Raw genomic sequence first — 25,276 nt, 5'->3', positions numbered from 1 at the left:
CAAATATCGGTATGGTAGAGGCACGTTACTCCCCCTCACGTGAGCACACCATGAGCCTGAGATTCAAGAAACCCGCTTTTATCGCACTGGGGCTCATCGCCCTCATTTCCGCCGCCTGGCTCGACTACTACCTGCCGGAGCACACCATCGCCACCATCACCGGGGTCGAGGTGAAGCGCACCGACAAGGATGGCCCCATCAGCCAGAAAAACCCGGCTGACGGCCCCACCACCGATGTCTACTACATCTACACCGAGCGCCCCGGCGAGAAGATCCGGGTGTTTCGCAATGAAGATACCGAGTGGGGTTGGCCCTTCTACTTCAAGTTCAACGCCGCCGACGTCCAGGCCAAGGCCAAGTCCATGGAGTTCGAGAAACGCCTGGCCATCATCACCTCCTACGGCTGGCGCGTGAACATGTTCTCCATGTTCCCCAACGTCACCAAGATCGAGAGCACAGAGCCTGACGCCTCCACCTGGAGCTTCTTCCGCTGGTTCTGGTTCGGCCTCTGGGCGCTGGTGATGGGCAAAGCAGCCATTGCGACCTGGCGCTACTTCGATCGTCTTGAGGACGAGCTATGAGTGAGCCGAGCAAGACCCGCACCAGCTTTTACCGGCGACTCTACGTGGCCTGGCTGATCAGTCAGGGCACGGATACGGTGCCTGCCATCATGGAGGCAACCGGCATGCCGCGCCGCACCGCGCAGGATACCCTGACGGCACTGGCCGAACTCGATATCAGCTGCGCCTTCGAGCAGACCGAGGGGGCTCGCCACCTGCAGGGGCACTACCGCATCAGCGACTGGGGCCCCATCAACCCGGCGTGGATCAAGGCTCAACTGCCGCTTATCAAAGAGACGTTGAGCTATCCCTGATCAGGGCGCTAAGCAACAATAAAAAAGAGGGGCCAGCCGACAAGGCTGGCCCCTCTTTCTTCAGGCCGATGGCATGACAGGTGGCTCTACTCGGGCATGGCCGAATCCTCAAGTTCTCCGTCAGACTCGCCGCGGGTGCAGTCGATGATGGAGCGCTTGGGGTTGTTGGGATCGCGCAGCAGCAGGGGTGCCAATCCCTCATCATGCTTCTGCTCGTCACCAAACTCGCTGCCGTAGGCGTTGTGGGTCAACCGGCGGGCATTGGCGATGGGGGTATCGACAAACAGGGCATGCACTTCGAAGCTGGAGGCGGGCACGATAAAGCCGACCACCGGCAAGCCGTGCAGCTCCTCGTGCACCTTGTACCAGGCAAAGCCGTCACTCACCTTGTAGGGGGTGTAGTTGGCCAGTTGTAGATTGGCGGGCCTGCCCGTCTCATCCACATAGAGATCGGTAAATTCACAGGTCGCCAGCCCCTGCCACATCCGCTCGAATGGCGTCGCACAGCCCATCAGTTGCAACCCGGCCAGCAGCACCAAGCCTCTCTTCCACATTCCCCGCCCCTTCTTGCAAAAATGAACCTGCGCTCAGTCAAACGCCCGCAGCCGCGTCACCAGCAGATCGATAAAGCCCGGACGATCCAGCCCCAACAATACCAGCGCATTGGCTGGCTTGCCGGTCAGACCATAACGATCCACCACCGTCATCCCCACGGTATGCTCCCCCCGGGTCTCGATATCGACCCGGCACTCGACCCCGTGGAACAGCTCGGGAGCCAGCAACCAGGCAATGGTACAGGGGTCGTGGAGCGGTGCACCAGCAAATCCCCACTTGGGATCCCGATGGTAGATCATGAAAAAGTCGAGCAGCCCGGCCACGCACTGGGCCACCGGATTGGTGATGGCGCGCACCCGCTCGATATCCTCATCCATCACCTGTGCCTCATGGGTCACATCGAGGCCGCACATGGTGATGGGGATGCCCGACTTGAAGACCATATCGGCCGCTTCCGGGTCCACATAAATATTGAATTCCGCGGCCGGCGTCCAGTTGCCGGCCCCTGCGGCGCCCCCCATCAGCACGATGCGAGCAATCCTGGGTTTGAGCTCGGGATGTGCCGCCAGCAGCAGGGCGATATTGGTCAGCGGGCCGGTCGGCACCAGAGTCACGGGCTCCGGGCTCTCGCGCAGACATCTGGCCATCAGCTCGATCCCCGTCATCCCCTGCGGTGCAAAGGCGGGATCCGGCAGTTTGGGGCCATCGAGACCCGATTCGCCGTGAACGTTGTCGGCGATGATAAGCTCCCGGGCCAGCGGTTTCGGCGCCCCGGCCGCCACCGGAATATCGTACCGCCCCAGCAAGGTGAGGATGCGCAGGGCATTGTTGAGGGTCTTGTCCGGCGTCTGGTTGCCCGCGCTGGTGGTAACCGCCAGCACCTTCAGTTCAGGGCTGGCCAGCGCCAGAATGAGGGCGATGGCGTCGTCGTGGCCGGGATCACAATCGAGAATAACGGGCTGTGCCATGGGATGAGTCCTTACAACATAACAGGGAGCCATACCTTAACAAGCAAGCCTCGGATGAACTCGGGAAGGGGTCACAAAACGGGGCCTTATTGCTGACCTGGGCGGTTTGCACGGCACGCCACCTCGCTCAACACGGCTCACTATCAAAAGTTTGCATGGCGTCATGCCGTTCATTTTCCGAGGCTGCGCACCACCCATTCGCCCGGCCGCGCCGGTTCGGGTATGATCGCCCCCCGTTTCCAGCCTGTGCCACCTATGTCCGTTATCGTCGACACCTTTATTGCCCCGCCCTGCAATGCCGCCATCGAGATCCTGTTCGAAGATGAGCATCTGTTGCTCATCAACAAGCCGAGCGGCCTGCTGAGTCTGTCGGGCAAGAATCCGCAAAACCTCGACTCGGTTCACTATCGCTTGGTGCAGGATTTCCCCGGCTGCACCCTGGTGCATCGCCTCGATTTTGGCACCTCAGGCATCATGGTGGTGGCCAAAAACAAGGCCATCAACGCCCAGCTCTGCCAGCAGTTCAGCCAACGGGCGGTGAGCAAGGCCTACAGCGCCCTGCTGTGCGGCCATCTGATTGAAGACGAAGGAGTTATCAACGCCCCTATAGCCAAGGATCCAGCGATCTTTCCGCTGATGAAGATCTGCGCCGCCAGCGGCAAACCCGCTCGCTCCCGCTATCGGGTGGTTGAACGGCTGGCGCAGCAGATACAGGGGCAGACCGTGCCTTTGACCCGGGTACGACTGGTGCCGGAGACCGGCCGCACCCATCAGCTGCGCATCCACAGCCAGCTGCTGGGCCACCCCATCCTCGGCTGCGATCTCTATGGTGGCCTGCTGCCGCCCGGCTGCGAACAGGCGCCGCGGCTGATGCTGCATGCCAGCGAGCTGGATTTTGCTCATCCGGTGAGCGGCGAGCCGATGCAGATCCGCTGTGCAGCGCCTTTTTAGGAGCAATAAGTAGAGACAACCAGCGCGAGTGCGACGGGATCAGTGAAAGGCGTGACGGGAGAGGAAAAGCGGCAAACGGCGGATAAAGATAGGGGCCGCGCTTTCGCAACGGCCCCCACCCCCCACTCTTTGTGGTGCTATCAGATCAGCTTGCGGGCAGCGCCCAGTACGATCTTGATGGCATCAGATTCGGTCTTCGCCATGGTCTCGGCGTTCGGGATCTCTTGCTGGGTACGGTTGACGATAACGCCAGCCACCATACCGGCACGCAGTCCCTGGCTGGAGCACATGGTCAGCAGGGTTGCGGACTCCATCTCATAGTTCAGCACGCCCATGGCTTGCCACTCTTTCATGGAACCCTGGAAACGGCTCACTACACGGCCGGATACGGTGTCGTAACGCTCCTGACCCGGGTAGAAGGTGTCAGAGGAGGCAGTCACACCGATGTGCAGCTTGGAGCCCATCTCTTTGGCGGTGTTCACCAGTGCGGTGGTGCAGTCGAAGTCGGCAACAGCCGGGAACTCCATCGGTGCAAAGTGCAGGCTGGCACCGTCGAGGCGCACGGAACCGGTGGTCACGATCACATCACCCACGTTCAGGTGCGGCTGGATGGCGCCGGTGGTGCCGATACGCAGGAAGGTGCGGATACCCAGCTGGGCCAGCTCTTCTACCGCGATGGAGGTGGACGGGCCACCGATACCGGTAGAGCAGATGATCACGGCCTTGCCGTCCATCTCGCCGCGCCAGGTAGTGAATTCACGATGGCTGGCCAGGTGCACCGGGTTGTCCAACAGCTCTGCGATACGCTTCACGCGCTCGGGGTCACCGGGGACGATCGCCAGGGTGGCGCCTTGCAGATCCGCTTTCTTCAAACCCAAGTGAAATACATCAGACATATTGGACTCCTGGTTGCCCCCTGCCAGCATGGTCAGGGCACAAGTTAAGATGATTCTTTATGATACTTTCAAGCCTTTACCCCCCTCTTCGGGGAGGCGCCAACTATGGTCGAAAGCGCTTTCCAATTCCTTGAAGCGCCTCACACTTCCACGCATTGACAGTGACAAACATTGCGCAAAACGTTTGCTAACTCAATGAAATAATTGACAAACGTTTTTCTGCTAATCGAGTCAGATGCGGGAAAGTCAAGCCTGGTTCAGCGCTTAATTAACGACTCGTGATCGACCCCGTAAAGTTGTAAACAAGATGCTTTTGTATCCCTTTCTAGATGGTAGCCTAGCTCTCAACTACCACTTAATGGCTAACTATAGGAAGTCCATCATGGCTACATTCAAGTTCTATATTCCCGCTATCAACCTGATGGGTGCCGGCTGTCTGCAAGAGGCTGCCGCCGATATCAAGGGTTACGGCTATCGCAAGGCGCTGATCGTCACCGACAAGATCCTCAACCAGATCGGCGTGGTCGCCAAGCTCACCACCCTGTTGGCTGAACATGGCATTGAAAGCGCAGTTTTCGATGAGACCAAACCCAACCCCACCACCAGCAACGTTGAAGCGGGTCTGGCGATGATCAAGGCCAACGGCTGCGACTGTGTCATCTCGCTGGGTGGCGGCTCGCCCCACGACTGCGCCAAGGGCATTGCGCTGGTCGCCGCCAACGGTGGCAGCATCAAGGATTACGAAGGGGTGGATCGCTCCGCCAAACCGCAACTGCCGCTTATCGCCATCAACACCACTGCCGGTACCGCCTCCGAGATGACCCGCTTCTGCATCATCACCGACGAAGCGCGCCACGTGAAAATGGCCATCATCGACAAGCACGTTACCCCGCTGATGTCGGTCAACGATCCCGAGCTGATGCTGGCCAAGCCGGCCGGTCTCACCGCCGCCACCGGCATGGATGCCCTGACCCACGCCATCGAGGCCTATGTCTCCACCATCGCCACCCCGGTAACCGATGCCAGCGCCGTGATGGCCATCGAGCTGATTGCCAAGCACCTGCGCACCGCCGTTCACCACGGCGATGACCTGCATGCCCGCGAGCAGATGGCTTATGCCCAGTTCCTGGCCGGCATGGCCTTCAACAACGCAAGCCTGGGCTATGTGCACGCCATGGCCCACCAGCTGGGCGGTTTCTATGACCTGCCCCACGGTGTCTGTAACGCCGTGCTGCTGCCCCACGTTCAGGCGTTCAACGCCCAGGTGAGCGCCGCTCGTCTGAAGGATGTGGCCCGCTACATGGGTGTTGACGTGAGCGCCATGAACGACGAACAGGGCGCCGCCGCTGCCATTGCCGCCATCAAGCAGCTGGCGCTGGATGTGAAGATCCCGGCCGGTCTGGAGCAACTCGGCGTCAAGGCCGATGACTTCGATACCCTGTCCAGCAACGCCCTGAAAGATGCCTGCGGCTTCACCAACCCGAAACAGGCGAGCCACGAAGAGATCGTTGCCATCTTCCACGCGGCGATGTGACCCTGTTAACACCTTGAATAGCGAGGGGCCGATCAGGCCCCTCTTTGCATTATTTCGTCAACACGACATCGTTGATGGAGCTCGCCAACCGGGTCAGTACAGTACGAATATTGCTTTTGGTTGCTTTGAAGGCCAGGGAGCGATCACTGGCACACTGGGCCACGAAACGGGTATCCCCTTCGAACGCCACCGTGTAGATCTGGATCCCCTTGCGTTTCATCTCCCGGCATAACAGCAACTGCTTGCGATCCCGCAATGCCGCTTCGGTCATGTGTTCCCCATCGGAAAACAGCACCATGATCTTGCGGTTATCCTGTAATCCATATGGGCGCGGCAAAGCTGCCGCCCCCTGCCGCCAGCGTCCCTGCCACTCTGGTGAAAGCAGCCGCCAACCCCACATCACCCCCTCTGCCGTGTTGGTATTGAATGCGGCATAGAGGGTATCAAGCGCCTGACGATAGTCGGCACGGGTCGCAAGATGAGGCTGGATCGGACTGACCCCGCAATCTGCATCATCGAAAATACCGAGCTTGTCACGGCGGTTCTCCAGATAGCGATCCAGCGGATTTTCTTTGGGCGCAAAGGCCAGCAAGGGCGTCCCATCGCCATAACGGGCAATGGGGGGAGGCTTGGTGCTGTAAAAAAGATGGGGCCTCAGTTCATCCCGCGGGGCCTGCTCCAGTTTGCGGATCCAGCCGGGCGTGACCTCTGCCACCCGATCGATACCATCAACATGTTCCGGCAATCTGGCACAGAATGCCTTGCGTTGACGCCCAGGCACCTCTCGCGACAACAGATTGGGCCAACCATGCTCCTCTGCCAGCGTCCGCAACCCGAAGGGAATTTCGATGCTTTCGGGATGAAACAGCTCGGGATGATCGCCGATATTGACCAGCCCGGTGGCGGGAATGATGCTGACCACCCGATCCTGATTGCGCCGCTCGCGACCAAACAGCACCTCGCCAAACTCGACAAGGCCCTGCTTGATCGCCTTCATGGGTGCACCTGACATGGAATCGGAAATATCCAGCACCAGCGCGACTTCGATCCGGCTTCGTGCACTGCTGGCACGCGCAGCCGCCGCAATCGGCATCCCCTCCTCCCCTTCATCTATCGCCGAGAGATCCATCAGAGCGGGAACTTTTCCCTGCAAGGTCAACTGCGCCCCCTGCTCTCCCTGGCTCAGGCGGGGAGTAGCCACCTGCAGATTACGCCCACTCAGATTGGCCTGCATCAGCGCCTGGGCATCTTGCAAGGCTGTGTCGCTATCTGCCGCAGAGTAGATGACTGCATCGGCAGCGGCGCTGAGCAGACTCTGGCCGTTGTAACCGCGCACCAACTCGATAGCGACCCCGGTCAGCGCCAATACCCCGACCAGCATCAATGCGAATGCCGGAGATAAGCCGCCACGCTGTTCAGACAATAGTGGCATCAGTGAACCTCCTGAATAAAGTGGGTGGTCAACGCACGATCGCCCCACAGGCGGCTAAACATGCTCCCCCCGTCCACATCCGGGCGATAGCAAAGGGTCACCCGCATCAAGGTGCCAACCCGCAGCGGCGGCCAATTGCCCTGCCCGGCACAGCCACTTCCCTGCAACAGCGGCAACAGTTCACCATTGGCGCTGTTGTACTGCTCTATGGTCAACGCCGCTTGCCCACCATGCAGAGCCGCCAGTTGCTGCTGCACAAATCCTTGATAAAACGCCAGCTGGGAAACTGCCGCCGCATCCTGCGTGACCCCTTGCTGGGTCACGATCTGCGTCACGTTATAGGCCACATTGTGCAACCGTTGTTCAAGGCGCAGCAGTTGCAATGCTTCGTTGCCAAAACTGAGCAGGGCCAACAGCGCGGGGATAAACAGCATCGCCTCGATGCTGATGCTCCCTCTGTTTTGTGCGGGTCGAGAGATGGTTCTGCTCATCCTGCACCACCTGCCGGCAACCGGTCAGTCAGCAACAACAAGGTGCTCTGATAACCCAGCTGGCGATCGGCCACCAGCCAGCTCGGAGTCAGCAGCAAACGGGGGCGAAGTCTGGCAGTCACCTCCAGCACGGGATCGGCAGGCGCACGGGTGTCACTGCCCGGATCCAGCCCCCCCTCTTGTTGCCCCAACATGGCTGCAAGTGACACATGATGCCTGACAGTCACCTCCACCCCGGCCAATTCACCGTGCCCTTGCTTGAGTAACCGCTCCCGAATAGCGCCAGCCAAGGGGATACGCCCTGCGGCCGACTCGGCCTGCAGCTCCCGCAATGCAGCGCGCAGGCCATACTCCAGGGTGCTGTATTGCAGCTGTATCCGCAGCACATCCACCACCAGCAACAACAACGCCAGCAGCAGTGGCAAGATGATCACCAGTTCGATGCTGGCCACGCCACGCTGATGATTCACACAGACTGCCCTCTGAGTTGCGCCTTGAGCAGCCGGATATCGTGTTCCAGCTGGCTGGCACTGAGAAAGCGCGACAGGATGAGGCGAGCCTGAGGTTCATTGCCCTCAGCCAGCAGCAGCAGGGCGTAGTTCATCTCCACCTGGGGTGGCAGGCTCTGATAATGCAGCAGCGGCTCGAAGGCCTGACGAGCTGCGACCCGGTTACCCTCCATCAGCCAGCCCAATGCCAGATTGCCGCGATAGTCAGGCTCATCCGGAGCAGCGGCGACCGCCGCCTCAAACAGCGCACGCCCTTTGACAAACGCCCCCTGCCGCAGACTGGCTACCCCCAGCCCATTGCTGAGCCGGGCCCGTGCCAGCGGTGTCAGCTCCGGCAAGGCTAGCCCTTGACGATAAGCGGTTGCGGCCTCCTCCGTACGACCATCATCGAGCAGGAACTTGCCCAGATAATTGGCCGCCTCCGGTGCCTGCTTGCCAGCGCGGTCTAGCAGCTGTTGCAGACCATCGCGCGCGGCCTGCTTTTTATCTTGCTGATAACGGGTTCGCGCCAGCATCAACTGCGCCTCTTCCAGCGAGGCAGCACTGCTCAAGAGCGCCAGATAGAGGCGTTCAGCCTTCTCATACTGGGCAGAATCAAAAGCGGCCTTGGCCACCGCCATGCCATTGCTTTGACTCTGCGCCGATGCATCACCATGGCTGCTGCATCCCGCCAGCAGAAGCAGCGAGATAAAAATAAGGTAATAGCTTGATTTCATATCCGATTCCATCACCTGCTCAACGCAGGCTGTTGATCAACAAATTGAGGGTGGGGGCAATGATCAGCACCAGCATGGGCAACATGATGAGCGCCATCTGGATGAGGGTGATCTTGCCCGGCAGGGAGCCAGCCTGCTCCTCCAGTGCCAGTCTCCGCATCAGGCGCGCCTCCTGACTAATGGTGCGCATGGTCTCGGCCAATGGCGACCCGTACTGCTGAGCCATCTGCAAGGTGTTGGCGAGACGATCCAGCTCGGGCAAGCCGGTCCGCCAGGCAAGCCGTGCCAGACAGCTGGCCTGATCGCCGCGCATCTGGATCTCGGCATGAGTACGCAAGAATTGCCGGGCAAGCCCCGGCTCCGACGCCTCCAGATAGTGACCCACTCGCAGCAACGCCCGATCCAGCGCAAGCCCCGCCTCGACGCTGATCACCAGCAGGTCGATGGCATCAGGCACCACCTTCTGCTGAGCCGCCTTGACCTTGCGGGCCCGCCACTGCAGCCAGCGCTCCGGCAAACCGGCCCCTACCACATAGGCCATCAGTACCCACATCAGGGTGAATCCATCGGCCGGGGCACCCAGCAGGCGCCATGTCAGCACCATGATGGCCAACCCCAGCCCCCCCAGCAGTTTGGCCCCCCGTAACCGGTCAAAACCCTGGCTGGCAAAGATCCCGGCTTGCGCCAGTAACTGCTGCAAGCGTGCCTGCTCGCGGCCGCCCACCGGATAACCGCGGCCGCACCACGCCAGCCACTCTTGCCCCGGCACTTTTGCCGCGGCAAGAGTGGCATAACGGCGACACTGTTGTTGCCACTGTTGCTGTTGCCGGTAACCGTACCAGCCTGTCACTGCGGCAAGCGCAAGCGATAGCAGTGCCAATGCGAATAGTTGGATAACAGTCATGACCTACCCCTGCAGACACGTGAGCCGGCGGATAAGCCAAAGCCCCACCGCCACGCTGATTGAGACATACCCCATCACCCACTGGCCGCTGGCCGTGGTCATCAGATAGGTAAAGTGCTCCCGCCCGGTACTGAACAGCACCAGCAGGATGATGACAGGCAGAGCGGCCAATACCTTGGCAGAGTTGCGACTCTCGGCGGTGATGGTCTGGATGCTGGCCGCCAGGGTCTGACGGGCACGCAGGGTTTCGACCAGTTGTGCCAACACGTCGGAGAGGCGACCACCGGTCTCTTGCTGCAGGCTGAGCACTATGGTCAGAAACTGGAACTCGGCCACAGTGACCCTGTTTGCAGCCTGTCGCATCACCTGCGCTACCGGTTGCCCCACCTGCAACTCGTCGTGCATCTGGGCAAACAGCCGTGACATCAAGCCGCGCTGCTGCCGTGCCACTTGCTGGAAAATATCGGCCAGCGGCGCCCCCACCCGCAGCGCCCGGATCATCCCGTCAATCACCTCGGGCAGGCCGGTGCGAAACTGCTCCAGCGCACGCTGTTGCAGCTGTTGATAGAGCAGCAGACCAAGCAGCAGCGCGCCACCAACCGCCAGCAACAACGCCAGCCAAAGCGGCATGCCATTGGCGACCAGCAAGATGCAGGCAAGTGCGGCGCCTGCCGGCCCCTGCCAGCACCAGCGTGTCAGTTGTTCCTGACCCACCATGGTCACCATCTGCTGATACCACTGGGGCAAGGGACGCGCCGCCTCCCGGGACTCCGGTTGCCCGCCATAACGCTGGCTCTGTTGCAGCCAGGCTTCACGCCGACTCTGCCACTGCCAGAGCAGCAGACAGGCCGCCCCCCAGCCAAGGCAGACGGATAACAACACACTCATGCGTCCTCTTCCCCATCTTCATCCATGCACGCCTGCAACTCGGCTAGCAGGCCCGCCTGACGGGCCTTTTCTTGTACCCCGGCCGAGAGCGGATGGGCCATGAAGCGCCCCTGCAACTTGCCGTGCAGCTCGGACTCCAGCACGAAACGAAACACCGGTTGCATCCTGATCTGGCCTCCCTCCAGCGCCGTGATTTCACTGATGGCAGTGATGCGGCGCTGACCATCGCGCATTCGCTCCAGTTGCACCACCAGATCCACCGCGCTGGCGATCTGGGCCTGAATGATCTGCTCGGAGAGGCGCTCCGCCCCCATCTGCAACATGTTGGTCAGGCGCAGCAGCGCATCTTCCGGTGTGTTGGCGTGCAGGGTGCAGAGTGAACCGTCATGGCCTGTGTTCATCGCCTGCAGCATGTCGAACGCCTCGGCGCCGCGCACTTCCCCCAAGATGATCCGGTCCGGCCGCATCCGCAGCGCATTGCGCACCAGCGCCCGCACGCTCACCTCCCCCTTGCCTTCGGCACTCTCGTTGCGCGTCTCCAGCGGTACCCAGTGCGGCTGTTCAAGAGAGAGCTCGGCGGCATCCTCAATGGTGATGATCCGCTCGTCGTCGTTGATGTGCTTGCTCAAGGCGTTGAGCAGGGTGGTCTTGCCCGACCCCGTCCCCCCCGAGATCAACACGTTGAAACGACTGCGAGCAGCCAGACCGAGAAAGCGGGCCATGGCGTCCGACAAGGCCCCTTTCTCCACCAGGTGAGCCAACGTCAGGCGGCTACTCGGGAATTTACGAATGGAGATGGAAGTACCGCACAGGGCGATCGGCGGTGCAATGACGTTGACCCGGCTGCCATCGGCCAGACGGGCATCCACCATGGGGGTAGACTCATCCACCCGCCGTCCCACCGCATTGACGATCCGCTGCGCCACATTGAACACATGCTGACGGTCGCGAAAGCGCACCCCTGATAACACCAGCTTGCCGTGCCGCTCCACATAGACCTTGTCCGGACCATTGACCAGAATGTCCGACACCTCGGGATCGTCGAGCAGGGGTTGCAGCGGCCCGACCCCCACCATCTCGTCCACCAGTTGCCGCCCCAGCAGGAGCAACTCCTGACGGTTGTAAGGGAGCATGCGGCGGCTCGAGAGCTGCTCGAGGGCATTGGCGACCCGCTCCAGCAATGCATCACGGGGCAAGGTGGCGGCCACCGAGGGCTCCACCAGCTCGTAAAACGCCTCGCGCGCGGCCTCAGACATGGTCAGCAGCGCCCCTTGTACCGGCGGCTGCCGATTGCTGGCTTGTCCGAACATCAGCGCAATCCTCCCCGGCGGCGCCCCGCTGGTTGAGTGCCAACCAGCTCGGCTGCCAACCACTTGATTGCTCGGGCCAGTTTGCTTTTTTGTTTGATAAGCGCCATGCCGGCCCGCTCGGCTCGCACAAAGGCGCCGTGGTCATAAGGCAATACGGCTGCATGAGGTTGACCACAAACTCGCTCCAGCTCCGTGGCGGGCACTCGCCCCTCCTTGCCGCGGCAATGGTTGCCTACCAGCAGGTGACGTTGAGCCTGCCCCCCTTTGGGCAAGTTCCCCAACAGTCGCAATGCCCCCAGACTGAAATCGTGCAACCAGATCACCACATCTGCCTCTTGCAGCAAGGCGCGTAACCCATGGCTGCGCAGGTCCGGCACATCGATAATGAGGGTGCTGTAGTGCTCCGCCATCACATTGACCGCGGCCACCAGCTGCTCGGCGCCGAGCACCAGCTCAGCACCCTCGTCATAGAAAAGGAACAACCGTGGCCCGAGTTGATGAGCGGTGTGGGCCAGCAGGGTGCCATCTAACCGATCAGTCGCCTGCCACCACTGCTCGCCGGGCGGGGCATAGTCGCTGCCCAGCAAAATAGGGTGACGGCTGTGATAAAGATTGAGATCCAGCAGGGCCACCTGACGGTGATGCTGCTCTGCCAGCTCCAGTGCCAGATTGGCGCAAACGGTACTGGTGCCCACGCCACCCGCGGCCCCCACGACACAGATCACTCTCCCTTTGCGCAAGGAGGTCACCAGCGGCACCCCCAGCAGACGCAACAGACCTGCACGAAGCGCATCAGGATCCAGCGGCGCCGGGTAGTAATCATCCACCCCCACCGAGATCAACCAGCGAAACAGGGCAACATCTCCCCGCTCCCCCAGCAGCACCAGCCGCATCTGGGGTGGACAACATTCGGCAAGCGCCGCCAGATCAGCCGCCAGCGTCTGCTGATTTTCCACTTCCACCAGCAGGATATCGGGCGCACCGTGAGCCAGACAGTGCGATCTGGCCTCCGCCAGAGAGCCCGTCAGTTGCAGGTGCTCCACATCGCTCAATCCGGCCATCACCCGCTCTACCCCGGCACTCAAGGCAGGCTGGCGCGTCACGGCCACCAGCCGTTTGGCTTGTTCACTCATGACTTACTCCCCGGTCGTCTGCTGTTTCTTGGCCGATTTGGCCTTGCCCTGATAGAGGCGCTGTACCGCGCCGGCATCGAGGGCGCTACCACTGCCGTCATAACGGGCACCACGAGCCCAGTGCTCGCCATGGCTTTGGGCACGATATTGATTGCGCAGCACCAGACAGGCGCTGACAGGGGCTGACGCCCCGCCTCTGGTATAACGGCAGCTATCCGGCTGCAAGGTGGCATCGAGTTGCACCTGATAGTCACCTTGCCCGGTCGGGGTGAAGATGAGGCGGGTATCAAGCGCCAGCCACTGAGCCAGCTGCTGGCGCAGCGCCTCCGGCGTTGGCGCATGGCTTGCTGGCTGCGGCCCGCTGATCTGCAGCGTGACGGTGCCCGCCTCCAGCCGATTGGCCAAAGGGGCCAGTTGCCATTGCAACTGCTGTTGCAACTGCGACGGGGCAACCCGGAATTGCAACTGATCCTTGAGAAGGGAAGCCGGAGGTGGAGTGGTACAAGCCAGTAGCGGCAACGTCATGGCCAGTAACAGCGTCTCTTTCAACATGGTCATCCTCCTCAGTAGCTGTAGCCATAGTTGCCGAACAGGCGGGTTGTCTGCGCCGCCGGCAATTGGGTTGACCCCATGTCGGTGAAGAACAGTCGCTCGAAGCGACTCGGAGCCCGGTAGTGATCCAGCGGCGTCGACAGGGAGAGGGGATCGCTGGTGGGCTGCACCAGACGGGCGGTGGCGATGATCACCAGCTCGCTCTCCTGATTTTTGAAGCTGTTGCTGCCAAAGAAGGGGGCCAGCCCGGGGATCTCTCCCAGGAAGGGCAGCGCTTCGTTATTCTGGTTGCGATGGCTGCGCACCAAACCTGCCAGTGCAAAGCTCTGGCCGTCAGCCAACTCGATGGTGGTGGTGGTACGACGCGTCTCGATACCCGGTACCACGACCCCGGCAATGGTGACGCTGTTCTCCCGGCTCAGGGTCGATACTTCCGGGGAGACCGTCAGGCTGATGCGATTGTTGTCCAGCAGGGTCGGCGTCAGCTCCAGCGAGATACCGAACTTCTTGAACTCAATCTCGGGCCCGTTATCCCCGTTGCCAACCGGAAAGGGGAACTCACCGCCGGACATAAAGGTCGCAGCCTCTCCCGATTTGGCCGTCAGGTTGGGCTCGGCCAGTACATTGACCAGGCTGTTTTCCACCAGCGCATCGATGATGGCATTGATGTAGACCACATCTTTCTTGCCGGTCCAGCTGCCTCGCTCCAGCGGCTTAGGGAAACGGTTACCCGGCGAGACACCCAACTGCAGATACTCACCCATCGCGCTCCAGCGCAGCCCCAGCTGTTCACTGGTAGTACGCTGCATCTCGACGATGCGCACCGATATGTTGATTTGATCCGATCCGGCCAGTCGCAGCTGGTTGATGACATTGGCGTACTGACCGCTGCCCCCACCGGCGACAGCGGCACCTTCATCTTGGTTACCCGCCGGAGGCGAAGGGGCCATCACCGTACTCTGGGCGACGGATTGCGGTTGCAGTCCCTTGGCAAAGCCTTCCACCATGCTGAGGATTTCGTGCGCCTGCAGCGGGCTGGTCACCTCTCCTGCCACTACGATGGCACCGCCCGACTCGCTAAAGGTGAGCCGGCTCTGGGGGAAATGCTGACGGGCCAGCTGTTCAAGCGGTGCGAGATCAGCGACAACGGTTACCCGATAGTGACCCAGGGTTCGGCCATCGAGGGCGGTCACCACCAGATCGGTGTTGCCCACCTTGCGGCCATAGATCAGCAATTGCTGATCGGAAGGGCTGTGCACTCTGACCAACTCCGAATTGGCGACAAAGGCGTCCAGCACAGGTTCATCAAAATTGAGCAGGGTAGATTGCTCGGGAGTGAGCGTCAGGCTCTCGGCGGCGGCTGCCCAGAGCGGCAGCATGGCGAGCAATATGACAAATGTTCGCAACATCATTTCCTTTCTGTGTTGATTAGGGTTGACGGGTTCGGTCGTTACCGTCGCCATAACTGATCTTGACCCCATGACCTGGAATGGCTCTCGGGTTCTGGCCGCGAGCGACCTGTTCAGCCCATATCAGACTCCCCTCCGGCAGCGCCATCGCAGGGCTGCCCGCCGGTGCGCTCTGTGCCGAACGCAGTACCAGAGCCAGCTCTCCCAAGCGATGTGCCAGCAACAAGCGTGCTGCCGCCCGAGGGGGCAACTCGAAGGTCACGGCGACCTGGTCGAAGTTATCCTGTGCCGCAGGATTGCCGTTGAGCGCGGCGATATCGGTCACCTGGGCGTCGATGGCCAGCAGTTTGATATCGGTCAGAATGATCTCGGCCGACTGATTGCTGGTTACCTCTGCCCCTTGGGCATTGTGCTGACGCGCATGCTTGCTGGTGAGGATCACATCCACCCGGTTACCGGGCCGGATCAGGCCGTGGCTGGCCGCCTCCCTCCCCAACGCCAGCGTTACCGCTCGCATGCCCGGCGCCATCATGGCGGAGAGATAGTGACTCTGCTCGGGACGAACCAGATCATCGGCAGAGACGATCTGGCCGGCCTCCAGCGTGCGGGTCACCAGACTCCCCTTGAGGGCCTTGGTATCGGTAAAACCAAACAGAAAGAGACCCGGCAGGTTCCTCTCTTCGGCTTCGGGAAGGGCTTGCCAGCGCAGATCTTCGGGATGGATGAAAGAGCCGGCCTGTACCCGATGGGCGGCAACCAGCACTTGGGCCACCCGATCCGGCGCCAACGATTCTGCTGGCGGATCCCGTGGGGATGAAGCGCTCTGCGGCGCAGGTTCAGCTGGCCACAAGGTAGCCAGCATCGCCGCCAGCACCAGCAGTGCAGCGATAAGCAAAAAGAGTTTCTTCATAAGGTGTGACTACATAAATAGAGGTGTGGTCAGAGCTGCCGCCCAGAGGATGGCAAACCCATAAGGCACAGTAGTTGGATTGGGTGAAGGGCGCAGGCGGCTATGGATCAAACACACCAGGCTGAGCAGGCCACCGGAGGACGCCATCAACAGCAATAATTCGGGCCATTGCTCGCCTGCCCCATAAAGGCAGACCGCCAGCAATTTGCTGTCCCCGGCGCCACACCAGCCTCGGTGATAGGCAACCAGCCCCAGCAGCAAGGTCAGTATGGCCAACACCAGTGACAGCGGATTGAACGGCAACAACCAGCCAACCCAGAGGGCCAGTACCAGCACCGCCAGATTGGGGATCCGCCGTTCGAACAAATCACTGACCAGACACCAGCAGGCCATCAATGTGGCGAGCCATTGCCCCCACGCCATCACTTGCCAGCCGCGTCCATATTCAACCCGGCAACAATGGCGGTGAACTTCTCCTTCAACGCCGTGATGAAGATCCCGTCCGAGCCAAATATGGCCAGGATCCCGGCCGCCAACCCGGCAGCCAGGATGCCGTACTCAATGGCCGTGGCACCGCTTTCATCCTTCAGGTAGTCACGAAGGTAATCCCAAACTCGCATCGTCATTTTTTGTCCCTGTTTTTTTATGCCTGAAATTAAACAACGACAAGATGATATTGAGATCGCAAACGAGAATCAATATCATTATCATAAAATGAAATAATTCGCAGAGTGAATTTGCCAATTTAACGAAGTTAACAGCAAAAGCATCTGCTATGGGTTTCATTTACGCGCTAAAAACCGGACTTGGCAGATTAATAATCTAAACAACAATAACGGAGTCGAACGTGTTCAGGACAACGAAACCACTGCTGTTGCTCCTTTGCTGTGCCACATTGCTGGCATGCAAGGCAGAGCTGGGCAGCCCCGATCAGGCGGGAAATAACGCAAGCAACAGCGGAGGAAGCGGTAGCAACCAGCAACCCACCACACCGGATAGCGGAAGTGGCAACAACCCGGGCACAGCTGGAGGTACTGCCAGCGGAGGAAGCGCCAGCAGTAACAGCGGAGGGAGCTCAGGTAGCGGCTCGGGAACAACTGCACCAGACCAATCGGGCCAACCAACAACGGAGACGACACAGCCCGCCCCACCCACTTCGCTGGATCTGGCCGGCGCACTGCCGCTGACTCACGAACAGGGTGGACAATTTGATATTCAGCTCTGTGCCGACAAGGTCTGCGTCACCCAGAGCGCTCAGGCTGATGGCAGTTTCGGCTTCAAACTGAAATTGAGCCAATGGCCACAAGACAAGGCGCTGCGCCTTGTCGCCAGCCACCGTCAGAACAGCGCGCTATCCTTCAGCAGTGAATTGCCTACGCTGACACAACTGCTCAAACAGGATCAAAACGGAGATGGCATCATCACCGAGCAAGAGAGTCCTCGTCTGCACCTTTCCCCCATGCCGCTGGCATATCAGAGCATCATGGCGGCGCTGCAAAAGCAGGAGGGAAAACAGGATGTCTCTGGCCAGCTCTTCAGTGACCCTCATCTCAATCACCGTTTTGCCCGAGATCTCACCGCCTTGCTGCAGTTGACCCTGAACGGCGATATGCCGAACCCGGCTCAGCAGCTCGGTGAGTTGGCAACTGCACTGGTCAGCCAGCAACAGTCCAACCCGACATCCACCCTGCTTGAACACCTAACGACACTGGCCACCAGCCAAGGCACAACATTACCTGACGACGCCGAAGCCCGGCTGAACGATGCCCTCGCTGCCATGGAGAAACTGGATACCCGCACAGCGACCTACCAGCTGCTCACCACCTTCTACCCACAGCGCAAACTGACCTTGCTAGGACAATTCCCCTCTCGTCTGAGCGAAGCATCGGTATCGGTAGAGATCGGTGCCAAACCCAACCACGATGGGCTCAATACCCACTATTTCAAACCCGAACGCCCCATTCGGCCACAACGGCTTGCGGTAATGGCCCAGAGTGGTCGGATGCAAGAGTCTCTTCCCATCAAGCAGGGCAACCAGTACAGCATCACTCTCACGCTCGCTGACCTCAACAACAGCTTCGCCAGTTGCAAACCGGGCAGCAGCGAGACCAGTGATGACCTGATGGAAGACGCCCTGACCCTGGTGGTACAGGATGCCAAGAGTGAGGTGGAACTGCGCTCGGTGCTCGGCTCTTTCTGCGAGCTGGTCAAGCGCGATGAAAATCGCGATGGCATGCTCGGCGCCAGCGAATATCCGCGCCTCAATGTGGGCTATACCACCACGGCGCAGTGGGCTTTGCTGCTCAAAACCACACTCAGTGCCGGCATGGGCTCTTTCCTGGACTGGCAAGCCTGGACCCTGGCGGAGCTGGATCAAAAACTCAAAGCACTACCGAGGCATCAGGTTGAGCTACTGGCAGCCATGGTTGCCCTGCAGGCCGAAGGGGAGCTCTGGCAGCAACCTGTCAACCTGATCGAGGGCACTGATTTTCGCCAGCAACTACTGAGCTGGCTGGAGATCAACATGGCCAATGAATATTCAACCGTGTCCCGCAACAATCACATACCGGACCTGTTCAAACTGGAAACCACCATCGCCGAAAATAGCGGGCTGGGCCCCCTGTTGAATGCCAATCCAGACAAGAACATCTCCCACATCATCAAGGCGGCGGCCGGTCTGATCCGCAACTCGGAAAGCGATGCTCTTCTCTATCCCGGAACCAGCACAGCGGGTAGCTGGCTCACCCCCTACCCCAACAGCCCCATATCCCCAGTCTGTCAGCGCGAGGTGTTGTCAGATCAAGTGATCGGCCTGGCTATTCTGGGCCAGGGCCGTGATCAGGATGGCAGCCACTGGGTCACCATCGGCTGGCAACCCCAGGAGGGAGTGAGTCAGTATCGAATTGGCTGGGGGAAAACCCCGTTTGAACATATTGAAAACGCCGAACAGCAAGACATCAGCCAGCTGACTCGCATCACCCTCAAGGGTCTCCCTCACTATCAGGACTACCAGATAAGAGTGATGAGCGAGGGTGGCACCATCAGTGCCCCACTGACCTACCGAGCCGGGCAGTTGCATGTGGCCGATACCCGTATCACCCACAGCATGGGGCTAGATGATGGCAAGCGTGGCCGGGACCTGGATAGCCGCTGCGATCCCTTGAGTGGACAAGCGGTCAACAGCAATCTGGATGGAGTGCTCGGCGCTCGCTACATCAAGCTGGACAACCGGGGAGAACCCCTGCCACGCCAGGATCTCTCCTACAAACAGATGCCGTTTGCCTGCGTGGTCGATGCCCTGAGTGGGCTGGTGTGGGAGACCAAGGTACAACACAAAGATGGCGAATCTTCCCTGCACGATGACAAAAGCCTGTTTGCCTATGACGATATCCAGAGCAACAACGCCTTCAACGGCAGCTGCTATGACCCGCAAAGTGGTGCTCTGGCCAGTGACCGCAGCCGCTGCAACCTGAAACGCCAAATAAGCCAGGTCAACCAGAGCAAGCTATGCGGCCTCTCCAACTGGCGCGCCCCCAGCCAGCAGGAGTTCTACGGCATCATGACCCTGACCCGGGATAACCCCATTGCCCTCGATACCCGCTACTTCCCGCTCAATTCGGGTCTGCAATTCACCAGTGGAAAATCGCAGGAGCTGGAGGGGATTTTCCACGGCTTCTGGACCTCGGATGTGATGCCGGTCAGTCGTCCCATCGGCACCTGGAAGAAAGATGACGGCGGACCAGATGCTTACCAGGTTCGCCCAAATACCCAGCTGCGTGGCAGCGTTGCCCGTCAGTATCAACCCCACTACGTCATGCTGGTAAGCGATGGCTTCAAGGTCACAGGAGAATAAAATGCACCACTCTCTCTTCCCCTTATTACTAACTGCCGCCCTGTTGCCGGCAGCAAGCCTGGCCCGTGAATGCCTGCCTGGCTATCAGGACGATGATACCCGTTTCGTTAGCGAACTGATCGACACGGACGAAGGCAAGCTGCAGGTGGTCAACGACAAAGCCACCGGTCTGCAGTGGCTCTACTGCCCATACGGCCAAAAAGTCAGTAATAATGGCTCTGGCTGCGAGGGCATGCCCGAGGTGATCAACAGCAGAGCAAACCCGAGTGACAACCCCTTGATGACCATCATCATGCAGGCCAACGACCGACTGAACACCCCTGCACACCCTTGGCGGGCCCCAGACATCAAGGAGCTGTTTACCCTCTACAACCCTCAGTGCCAACCTGGTACCTACAGCGCAGTGGGCTTTCCAGACCCTCAGCTGGCCGCAGATACTGAAACCCTCAAACAGCGTGCGTGTGAAGCCAGATCTGATCCGGTGACCCATATGTATATTAAGCCGACCGAAGAGCAGACACAGGCTTGCAACAAGCTAACCCGGCAAAGCTATGCCTTAACCATGCTCCAGTTTATTTCAGACAGCGCCTTAGGAGAGAAATACAACTACCTTCAGTTCGAACCATCACATGAAGTGTTTCATGAAGGCGGTTACAGTGCACCTATGCTTAGGCTCGTCAGGCCAATCCCGAACCACAGTGAATGACGCCGTGCTGGCCAAAGGGAGGTAACTCCCTTTGGCAATTTTTGCCTTGGCTTTTTACTTCCGCCAAGGGAGTAGGTATGATTCGGCCAGCGTAAAAAGACTTGAATGGATGATCTGAACTCGATATGCGGATGAAACACCTGATTGCCGCGGCTTTGACCGCCCTCACCCTCTCCGGTTGCAGCCTGGTCTATCGTATCGATATTCCCCAGGGCAACTATGTGGAACAAAAACAGGTCGACAAACTGCGCCAGGGGATGACCCGCGAGCAGGTCAGCTATGTGCTGGGGACCCCCATGCTGCGTGACGGCTTTGACCCCAACACCTGGTACTACCTCTATGAATTCCAGCCGGGCCACGGCGACAAGGAGCGCAAAGAGCTCACTGTCACCTTCGCCAATGACAGGCTGACCACAGTGACGGGTGACTTCCCGCTGCCAGCAGCTTTCAATACCCCGCTCTGATATCCCGCAAAACCGGCCTCGCGCCGGTTTTGTTTTATCCAGCCCCGCGTAATTCATCCTGCCCTTGATCCTGTCAGGGGATACAGTGTCATCTCCCCCATTGCAGCTGCTCGCAAATTGCCTGATGCTGATGAGCAGCCACCATGGCATCAACACCATCGAATGACACAGGGAGAATCCCCATGAGCCGGATCCTGATTGCCGGAGCCAGCGGCCTGATCGGTCGCGAACTGGTGCAGCAACTGCCTGCCGAACATGAACTGACCCTGCTCTGTCGCAAGCCGGGCAAGGAGGCGCACCACTGGCTGCCGGTCAATTTTGATGATCTGGCCAGCGTCACCCTCTCTCGCCCGGTCGATATCGCTTTCTGTGCCCTCGGTACCACCCGCAAGGAGGCGGGCTCTGCCGAGGCGTTTCGCCGGGTCGATCTCGACTATGTGGTCGCCTTTGCCGAACTGGCCCGCCGCCACGGCTGTCAACGCCTCATCGTGGTCTCGAGCATGGGGGCCAGTGCATCGTCCCCGGCGCTCTATCCGCGTACCAAGGGGGAGATGGAGCAGGCCCTGCTGGCCCAATCCTGGCCACGGCTCGCCATCGTGCGGCCCGCCATGCTGCTCGGAGATCGCCAGCCACCGCGCCTCTCCGAGCAGATCTTTCAGACCATCTACCCGCTGTTTCGGCCGCTGCTGGTGGGCAGGCTCGCCCGCTGGCGTGCCATCGAGGCCAGTCAGGTGGCTCGCGCCATGATCGCCCTCTCGAAACTGCCCGCCGGGTGCGAGATTGTCGAAAACGAGCAACTGCTGGCACTCTGAACCCGGCCTTTTCCATCGCTGTCGCATACCGTCGTTAAAACAGTAGGGCAAGCCAACCGGCTTGCCCTTTGTTCGTACTCTTGATCTGCCGCCCCTAGCCACGCCCAGCAGCCAGGGTGCCCAGCATCAACCGCGAATATGGTCGATAAAGGCGTCGATCTGCTCGCGAGTGCAGGCCGGATTCATAAAGACTGCCTTCTCCCCGGCGATATAGGAGTATTTGCCGCGGGCGTCATAGTCGGAGTGGGCCACCGCCTCCACCCAGTTGGTGTAGAGCCCCACCTTGCCGCGCCCCTTGAACAGGCTGCGGTGGTAATCGGTATTGCGCTGCAGTCGCGCCTTGTAGGCAGGGTCACTGGAGCGGGCCAGCTCGAAGGCAAATTCGGCCTCCGGATCGCTCACCCACTCGGGGTTGTAGATCTTGAAGCCCACGCTCGGCCCCTGATTCTCCTGCGCCACCAACTTGACGTTGCCGAGCTGGCTTAACCGGAAGCGGAAGTAGTTGGCATTTTGCAGGCAGTGGGCCAGCACGGTGCGATACCCCTCGACCCCCATGTAGTTGAGCGCCGCATAGGCACCGAACAGGCCACTCGCGCCGCGGGAGCACTCGATGGTGGATTGCAGGTGGGTCTGGCCCTGAATGTCCCGCTCGAAGTAGGAGAAGTTCTCCGGGTCATTCTCCATCGCCTTGAGGTCATCCTGCTCCTTGATCATCACCAGACTGGAGGTGTAGGGCACATAGCCCCACTTCTGGAAGTCGACGGTGAAGGAGTCGGCATATTTGAGCTCGGCAAAGCGCGCCACGTTGCGCTCGATCCCCGCCAAGGTGGCGCTGTTGATGGCGAGCGGGTTGGCGGCAAAGTCGTAACCCAGGAAGAAGATCATCGACCAGCCGATGGCGGCATCGACGTGGATATGGGGCTTGACCGCCACCTCGAACTGCTCGCAGAGGCGATTGCGCAGCTCGAACACGGGTTTCACCTGATCCACCCCGAAAGTGTCAGTAGTGCCCATGGTGAGCATGATGGTGGGCACCACGTGTTTCAGGGCAAAACAGGCGGTCAGGGTGCGCTCAAGGTGGTCGAGATCGATGTCGTTGTTCTCGCCGACCTGAATGCGGATAGTCTTGTTCTCGATATCGACCCCGAGCAGGGAGAGGTTGGTGATGTTGGAGTAGTGACCGCCCTGGGAGTTGATGATGCGGTAATCCTGATAGTGGCCGAGCCCCTTGTGCTTGGCCTCCGGCAAGGTTTTGCGAATGCCGAGCAAGTAGCCATAGAGGTTACAGAAGGTCCCCCCCTGGGTGAAGATGCCGGTGGCACGCTCGGGGTCATAACCCGCCAGCAGGGCAATCTGGCGCACCACCTTCTTCTCCAGCTCCTCGGCCACACCGGCATATTCGGAGTAGACCAGATTGGGGTTGGCCAGAATGCCCAGCTGGGCGCCGTAGATGGCGGGATCCGCCGACATGGTGATGACGTTCTCGACGCTGGAGGGGTTCTCCCAATCCTTCGACAGGGCGGCGGCAAACAGCAGCTCGGCCATCGGCTCGCCCGGGGTGCGCATGGTGGCGGGCACCGGCATGGTCTCGCAGAGATCGGCCAGGCGGGCACGGCCATCAGGCCAGGCGTTCAAACGGGCATCGGGGGCCAGGCCACGGGCCCGAAATTCATTGAGGGTGGCAAATCCGGGTTCGCGAAAAACCGGCCAGAGAGCGGGATTGCGCGAGAAAAAGTTGGCTTTGATTGTGGCGAAACGGGCGGAAAAATCGGGATGGACGGCATTGACGCTTTCGTCTTGCAGATAAACTAAGTCACTCATTTTTATACCATTAGTACAGCAAATGTGCGGCCGTTATACCCCTGTGCCAAAGGGGCCGACAGCGACAATATCTAATGGCCTACCCTACTTTTTGTCATGTATCAGCCAACACAAGGGCTGGCAAAAAGGCGCCTTTGAGGCGCCTCTTTATATTTCGTGATCTTGCTCCCATCCTGGCTGACAGCGCCCTCACTAACGGACCGCCATCAGTGCAGTGCCCCCCCTTAACGCAGAGAGGTCAACAGCCACTCGGCAAACTCCGCCAGCTCGCTCTGCTGCTGAGGGAAGGCCGCCAGCCAGGGCTGCAGGCGCGCGGCAACAGCGTCCGGTCGATAGCCGCAACCCGCCAGTTCGGCCGCCAGCAGATCAAACGGGGCCGGCTCCAGAGTATCGCTAAAGAGCTGTGCCCGGGTGATGACCCCCTTCTCCACATCAAAGTGCAACTCAACCCCACCCCAGCTGAACCGCTCCTCCAGCAGATGGCTGAACGCCGGGGCATGACCATAGTTCCACTCCCAACTGCGCTGACGGGCGAAGGTCTCGGCAAAGCCCGGCAGATCCGGCATCTGCTCCGGGGAGATATGCTCGGGCTCAACTCGCGCGCCGTAATGGTGGAAGAAGGCCTCCTGCAGCGCCTCGCTCACCTGTTGATGGTCGATCCCCGGCAGCAGCTCGCACAGATTGGCCACCCGGCTGCGCACCGAAGTGATCCCCTTGGCCGCCAGCTTCTTGGGGTCGGGGTTGAGGTAGTTGGCAAGGCGGCCGAGATCGGCGTCCAGCAGCAGGGTGCCGTGGTGAAACCCGCGATCCAGAGTCTCCCGATAGGCCGACCCCGATACCTTGCGCTCCCCGTCCAGGGTCGCCACCAGCAGATCGTTGCGACCGGAGGCAAACGCCTCGATCCCCAATCGCTTGAGCCCGTCCAGCACGATGGCGGTGGAGACGCTCTTGTCATACTCCGGCTTGCCCGCCATGAAGGTGAAGCAGCTGTTGCCAAGGTCGTGGAACACGGCACCGCCCCCACTGCTGCGACGCGCCAAGGTCACCCCGTCCTCTTCCATCCGGCGGGTATTGCACTCCTTCCACGGATTCTGGGCACGGCCAATCACCACGGTATTGGCATTGCGCCAGAGGAACAGCACCCGCTGGCCGGGGTCCATCTGGCGGAAGATGCACTCCTCAACGGCCAGATTGAACAGGGGATCGTGAGAGTCGGAGACAAGCAGACGCAAGCGGGACATAAAAAGACCTTATCCGGAACTGGGGGCAGCATGATAACACTGACGGGGTACCATCACTGAGCCGTTGCACATTAACCGGTGCGCAGCAGCCGCGATACATTTGCGTCACACCTGACCGCCCCATAAAAGTATCTATTGATATAACGACACAGCTTGACGTGCAACCACGGAAAAAATGCAGTCAAGCCACAATGACAACGATAAAAACGGGAAAAAGTGGCTAGAATGCGACCACTTCGATAGGCCATATGACTCTCTTATTGGTCACATAACTTGCAAAAAAACGGCATGTATCCATCCCGTGTGATGAACGACACAAAAATGACTTCCCAACCCCCCTATACCCT

General features: G+C 60.0%; 26 protein-coding genes. 8 read left to right on the top strand and 18 right to left on the bottom strand.

Annotated features, from left to right (window positions below):
• Positions 1-50 precede the first annotated feature (50 nt).
• Together ACB035_RS01320 and ACB035_RS01315 are read left to right on the top strand one after the other, a co-directional pair.
• Positions 51-581 (top strand): DUF1523 family protein, encoded by a 531-nt coding sequence (locus ACB035_RS01320; protein WP_005350438.1) that lies wholly within the window; start codon positions 51-53, stop codon positions 579-581.
• Positions 578-874: a helix-turn-helix domain-containing protein gene (locus ACB035_RS01315; protein WP_005337957.1), complete on the top strand. Its 297-nt coding sequence runs from the start codon at positions 578-580 to the stop codon at positions 872-874. Before ACB035_RS01320 ends, ACB035_RS01315 begins: the two co-directional genes overlap by 4 nt.
• An 86-nt stretch (positions 875-960) precedes the next feature.
• Here the strand turns inward: ACB035_RS01315 and ACB035_RS01310 are convergent, their stop codons facing one another.
• Both ACB035_RS01310 and rihA read right to left on the bottom strand, forming a co-directional pair.
• Positions 961-1,428, bottom strand: a complete 468-nt coding sequence (locus ACB035_RS01310) for a hypothetical protein (RefSeq protein WP_120415200.1) — start codon at positions 1,426-1,428, stop codon at positions 961-963.
• Between the two features lie 33 nt (positions 1,429-1,461).
• Positions 1,462-2,397, bottom strand: coding sequence for a pyrimidine-specific ribonucleoside hydrolase RihA (rihA, locus tag ACB035_RS01305; RefSeq protein WP_371166488.1), 936 nt, complete (start codon positions 2,395-2,397; stop codon positions 1,462-1,464).
• 222 nt (positions 2,398-2,619) lie between these two features.
• On the opposite strand from rihA, the gene ACB035_RS01300 reads away from it, so the two are divergent.
• Positions 2,620-3,348: an RluA family pseudouridine synthase gene (locus ACB035_RS01300; RefSeq protein WP_323895318.1), complete on the top strand. Its 729-nt coding sequence runs from the start codon at positions 2,620-2,622 to the stop codon at positions 3,346-3,348.
• Between the two features lie 140 nt (positions 3,349-3,488).
• On the opposite strand, the gene udp is transcribed toward ACB035_RS01300, so the two are convergent.
• Entirely contained in the window at positions 3,489-4,244 is a 756-nt protein-coding gene (gene udp / locus ACB035_RS01295) for a uridine phosphorylase (RefSeq protein ID WP_005337975.1), read from the bottom strand.
• Between the two features lie 382 nt (positions 4,245-4,626).
• On the opposite strand from udp, the gene yiaY reads away from it, so the two are divergent.
• Positions 4,627-5,778, top strand: coding sequence for an L-threonine dehydrogenase (yiaY, locus tag ACB035_RS01290; RefSeq protein WP_371166487.1), 1,152 nt, complete (start codon positions 4,627-4,629; stop codon positions 5,776-5,778).
• A gap of 49 nt (positions 5,779-5,827) precedes the next feature.
• On the opposite strand, the gene ACB035_RS01285 is transcribed toward yiaY, so the two are convergent.
• Genes ACB035_RS01285 through ACB035_RS01225 form a run of 13 tightly spaced genes read right to left on the bottom strand, consistent with a single transcriptional unit; the run spans position 5,828 to position 16,658 of the window.
• On the bottom strand, positions 5,828-7,210 hold the full coding sequence (locus ACB035_RS01285; RefSeq protein WP_371166486.1) for a pilus assembly protein FlpL: 1,383 nt from the start codon (positions 7,208-7,210) through the stop codon (positions 5,828-5,830).
• Positions 7,210-7,701: a pilus assembly protein FlpK gene (locus ACB035_RS01280; protein ID WP_371166485.1), complete on the bottom strand. Its 492-nt coding sequence runs from the start codon at positions 7,699-7,701 to the stop codon at positions 7,210-7,212. The genes ACB035_RS01285 and ACB035_RS01280 overlap by 1 nt, the downstream gene beginning before the upstream one ends.
• Entirely contained in the window at positions 7,698-8,171 is a 474-nt protein-coding gene (locus ACB035_RS01275) for a TadE/TadG family type IV pilus assembly protein (protein WP_005359316.1), read from the bottom strand. Before ACB035_RS01275 ends, ACB035_RS01280 begins: the two co-directional genes overlap by 4 nt.
• Positions 8,168-8,926, bottom strand: coding sequence for a tetratricopeptide repeat protein (locus tag ACB035_RS01270; RefSeq protein WP_371166484.1), 759 nt, complete (start codon positions 8,924-8,926; stop codon positions 8,168-8,170). The genes ACB035_RS01275 and ACB035_RS01270 overlap by 4 nt, the downstream gene beginning before the upstream one ends.
• 19 nt (positions 8,927-8,945) lie before the next feature.
• Entirely contained in the window at positions 8,946-9,830 is an 885-nt protein-coding gene (locus tag ACB035_RS01265) for a type II secretion system F family protein (protein WP_371166483.1), read from the bottom strand.
• Positions 9,831-9,833: 3 nt separating this feature from the next.
• Complete coding sequence (locus ACB035_RS01260) at positions 9,834-10,718, bottom strand: type II secretion system F family protein (protein ID WP_371166482.1); 885 nt, start codon at positions 10,716-10,718, stop codon at positions 9,834-9,836.
• Positions 10,715-12,028, bottom strand: coding sequence for a CpaF family protein (locus ACB035_RS01255; RefSeq protein WP_013723952.1), 1,314 nt, complete (start codon positions 12,026-12,028; stop codon positions 10,715-10,717). Before ACB035_RS01255 ends, ACB035_RS01260 begins: the two co-directional genes overlap by 4 nt.
• Positions 12,028-13,161, bottom strand: a complete 1,134-nt coding sequence (locus ACB035_RS01250; protein WP_255911870.1) for a P-loop NTPase — start codon at positions 13,159-13,161, stop codon at positions 12,028-12,030. The genes ACB035_RS01255 and ACB035_RS01250 overlap by 1 nt, the downstream gene beginning before the upstream one ends.
• 3 nt (positions 13,162-13,164) lie before the next feature.
• Positions 13,165-13,713, bottom strand: coding sequence for a pilus assembly protein FlpD (locus tag ACB035_RS01245; RefSeq protein WP_139740696.1), 549 nt, complete (start codon positions 13,711-13,713; stop codon positions 13,165-13,167).
• 11 nt (positions 13,714-13,724) lie between these two features.
• Positions 13,725-15,122, bottom strand: coding sequence for a type II and III secretion system protein family protein (locus tag ACB035_RS01240; protein WP_201942292.1), 1,398 nt, complete (start codon positions 15,120-15,122; stop codon positions 13,725-13,727).
• Between the two features lie 19 nt (positions 15,123-15,141).
• Positions 15,142-16,032, bottom strand: coding sequence for a Flp pilus assembly protein CpaB (gene cpaB / locus ACB035_RS01235; RefSeq protein ID WP_371166481.1), 891 nt, complete (start codon positions 16,030-16,032; stop codon positions 15,142-15,144).
• A 9-nt stretch (positions 16,033-16,041) separates the two neighbouring features.
• The gene (locus ACB035_RS01230; RefSeq protein WP_371166480.1) at positions 16,042-16,455 is read right to left on the bottom strand and encodes a prepilin peptidase; all 414 of its coding nucleotides are present in this window, start codon (positions 16,453-16,455) and stop codon (positions 16,042-16,044) included.
• Positions 16,455-16,658 (bottom strand): Flp family type IVb pilin, encoded by a 204-nt coding sequence (locus ACB035_RS01225; RefSeq protein WP_005350403.1) that lies wholly within the window; start codon positions 16,656-16,658, stop codon positions 16,455-16,457. Before ACB035_RS01225 ends, ACB035_RS01230 begins: the two co-directional genes overlap by 1 nt.
• A 221-nt stretch (positions 16,659-16,879) precedes the next feature.
• Between ACB035_RS01225 and ACB035_RS01220 the strand changes: the two genes are divergently transcribed.
• The 4 genes from ACB035_RS01220 (at position 16,880) to ACB035_RS01205 (ending at position 21,867) form a co-directional block, all read left to right on the top strand.
• Entirely contained in the window at positions 16,880-19,885 is a 3,006-nt protein-coding gene (locus tag ACB035_RS01220) for a DUF1566 domain-containing protein (RefSeq protein ID WP_371166479.1), read from the top strand.
• Between the two features lies 1 nt (position 19,886).
• Positions 19,887-20,591, top strand: a complete 705-nt coding sequence (locus tag ACB035_RS01215; RefSeq protein WP_371166478.1) for a hypothetical protein — start codon at positions 19,887-19,889, stop codon at positions 20,589-20,591.
• A 125-nt stretch (positions 20,592-20,716) separates the two neighbouring features.
• Entirely contained in the window at positions 20,717-21,055 is a 339-nt protein-coding gene (bamE, locus tag ACB035_RS01210; RefSeq protein ID WP_005337980.1) for an outer membrane protein assembly factor BamE, read from the top strand.
• Positions 21,056-21,237: 182 nt separating this feature from the next.
• On the top strand, positions 21,238-21,867 hold the full coding sequence (locus ACB035_RS01205) for an NAD(P)H-binding protein (RefSeq protein ID WP_201974184.1): 630 nt from the start codon (positions 21,238-21,240) through the stop codon (positions 21,865-21,867).
• A 126-nt stretch (positions 21,868-21,993) separates the two neighbouring features.
• Here the strand turns inward: ACB035_RS01205 and ACB035_RS01200 are convergent, their stop codons facing one another.
• Both ACB035_RS01200 and ACB035_RS01195 read right to left on the bottom strand, forming a co-directional pair.
• Positions 21,994-23,688, bottom strand: a complete 1,695-nt coding sequence (locus ACB035_RS01200) for an aspartate aminotransferase family protein (RefSeq protein ID WP_371166477.1) — start codon at positions 23,686-23,688, stop codon at positions 21,994-21,996.
• Between the two features lie 224 nt (positions 23,689-23,912).
• Complete coding sequence (locus ACB035_RS01195) at positions 23,913-24,929, bottom strand: lipoate--protein ligase A (RefSeq protein WP_371166476.1); 1,017 nt, start codon at positions 24,927-24,929, stop codon at positions 23,913-23,915.
• Positions 24,930-25,276: the final 347 nt, after the last annotated feature.

The organism is Aeromonas sp. S12(2024), assembly GCF_041402305.1.
GTDB lineage: Bacteria > Pseudomonadota > Gammaproteobacteria > Enterobacterales > Aeromonadaceae > Aeromonas > Aeromonas veronii.
The sequence above is the reverse complement of the archived record's forward strand: the minus strand, read 5'-3'. Positions and strand labels throughout refer to the sequence as shown.

Bases quoted from the DNA above. Each gene is read 5' to 3' on its own strand.
- ACB035_RS01300 (WP_323895318.1), top strand. From the start codon at position 2,620: ATGATCGCCCCCCGTTTCCAGCCTGTGCCACCTATGTCCGTTATCGTC.
- ACB035_RS01205 (WP_201974184.1), top strand. From the start codon at position 21,238: ATGAGCCGGATCCTGATTGCCGGAGCCAGCGGCCTGATCGGTCGCGAA.
- ACB035_RS01265 (WP_371166483.1), bottom strand. From the start codon at position 9,830: ATGACTGTTATCCAACTATTCGCATTGGCACTGCTATCGCTTGCGCTT.
- ACB035_RS01260 (WP_371166482.1), bottom strand. From the start codon at position 10,718: ATGAGTGTGTTGTTATCCGTCTGCCTTGGCTGGGGGGCGGCCTGTCTG.
- ACB035_RS01215 (WP_371166478.1), top strand. From the start codon at position 19,887: ATGCACCACTCTCTCTTCCCCTTATTACTAACTGCCGCCCTGTTGCCG.
- ACB035_RS01255 (WP_013723952.1), bottom strand. From the start codon at position 12,028: ATGTTCGGACAAGCCAGCAATCGGCAGCCGCCGGTACAAGGGGCGCTG.
- ACB035_RS01245 (WP_139740696.1), bottom strand. From the start codon at position 13,713: ATGTTGAAAGAGACGCTGTTACTGGCCATGACGTTGCCGCTACTGGCT.
- ACB035_RS01280 (WP_371166485.1), bottom strand. From the start codon at position 7,701: ATGAGCAGAACCATCTCTCGACCCGCACAAAACAGAGGGAGCATCAGC.
- ACB035_RS01240 (WP_201942292.1), bottom strand. From the start codon at position 15,122: ATGTTGCGAACATTTGTCATATTGCTCGCCATGCTGCCGCTCTGGGCA.
- ACB035_RS01230 (WP_371166480.1), bottom strand. From the start codon at position 16,455: ATGGCGTGGGGGCAATGGCTCGCCACATTGATGGCCTGCTGGTGTCTG.
- yiaY (WP_371166487.1), top strand. From the start codon at position 4,627: ATGGCTACATTCAAGTTCTATATTCCCGCTATCAACCTGATGGGTGCC.
- ACB035_RS01250 (WP_255911870.1), bottom strand. From the start codon at position 13,161: ATGAGTGAACAAGCCAAACGGCTGGTGGCCGTGACGCGCCAGCCTGCC.
- ACB035_RS01195 (WP_371166476.1), bottom strand. From the start codon at position 24,929: ATGTCCCGCTTGCGTCTGCTTGTCTCCGACTCTCACGATCCCCTGTTC.
- cpaB (WP_371166481.1), bottom strand. From the start codon at position 16,032: ATGAAGAAACTCTTTTTGCTTATCGCTGCACTGCTGGTGCTGGCGGCG.
- ACB035_RS01320 (WP_005350438.1), top strand. From the start codon at position 51: ATGAGCCTGAGATTCAAGAAACCCGCTTTTATCGCACTGGGGCTCATC.
- bamE (WP_005337980.1), top strand. From the start codon at position 20,717: ATGCGGATGAAACACCTGATTGCCGCGGCTTTGACCGCCCTCACCCTC.
- ACB035_RS01315 (WP_005337957.1), top strand. From the start codon at position 578: ATGAGTGAGCCGAGCAAGACCCGCACCAGCTTTTACCGGCGACTCTAC.
- ACB035_RS01270 (WP_371166484.1), bottom strand. From the start codon at position 8,926: ATGAAATCAAGCTATTACCTTATTTTTATCTCGCTGCTTCTGCTGGCG.
- ACB035_RS01285 (WP_371166486.1), bottom strand. From the start codon at position 7,210: ATGCCACTATTGTCTGAACAGCGTGGCGGCTTATCTCCGGCATTCGCA.
- ACB035_RS01310 (WP_120415200.1), bottom strand. From the start codon at position 1,428: ATGTGGAAGAGAGGCTTGGTGCTGCTGGCCGGGTTGCAACTGATGGGC.
- ACB035_RS01225 (WP_005350403.1), bottom strand. From the start codon at position 16,658: ATGACGATGCGAGTTTGGGATTACCTTCGTGACTACCTGAAGGATGAA.
- rihA (WP_371166488.1), bottom strand. From the start codon at position 2,397: ATGGCACAGCCCGTTATTCTCGATTGTGATCCCGGCCACGACGACGCC.
- ACB035_RS01200 (WP_371166477.1), bottom strand. From the start codon at position 23,688: ATGAGTGACTTAGTTTATCTGCAAGACGAAAGCGTCAATGCCGTCCAT.
- udp (WP_005337975.1), bottom strand. From the start codon at position 4,244: ATGTCTGATGTATTTCACTTGGGTTTGAAGAAAGCGGATCTGCAAGGC.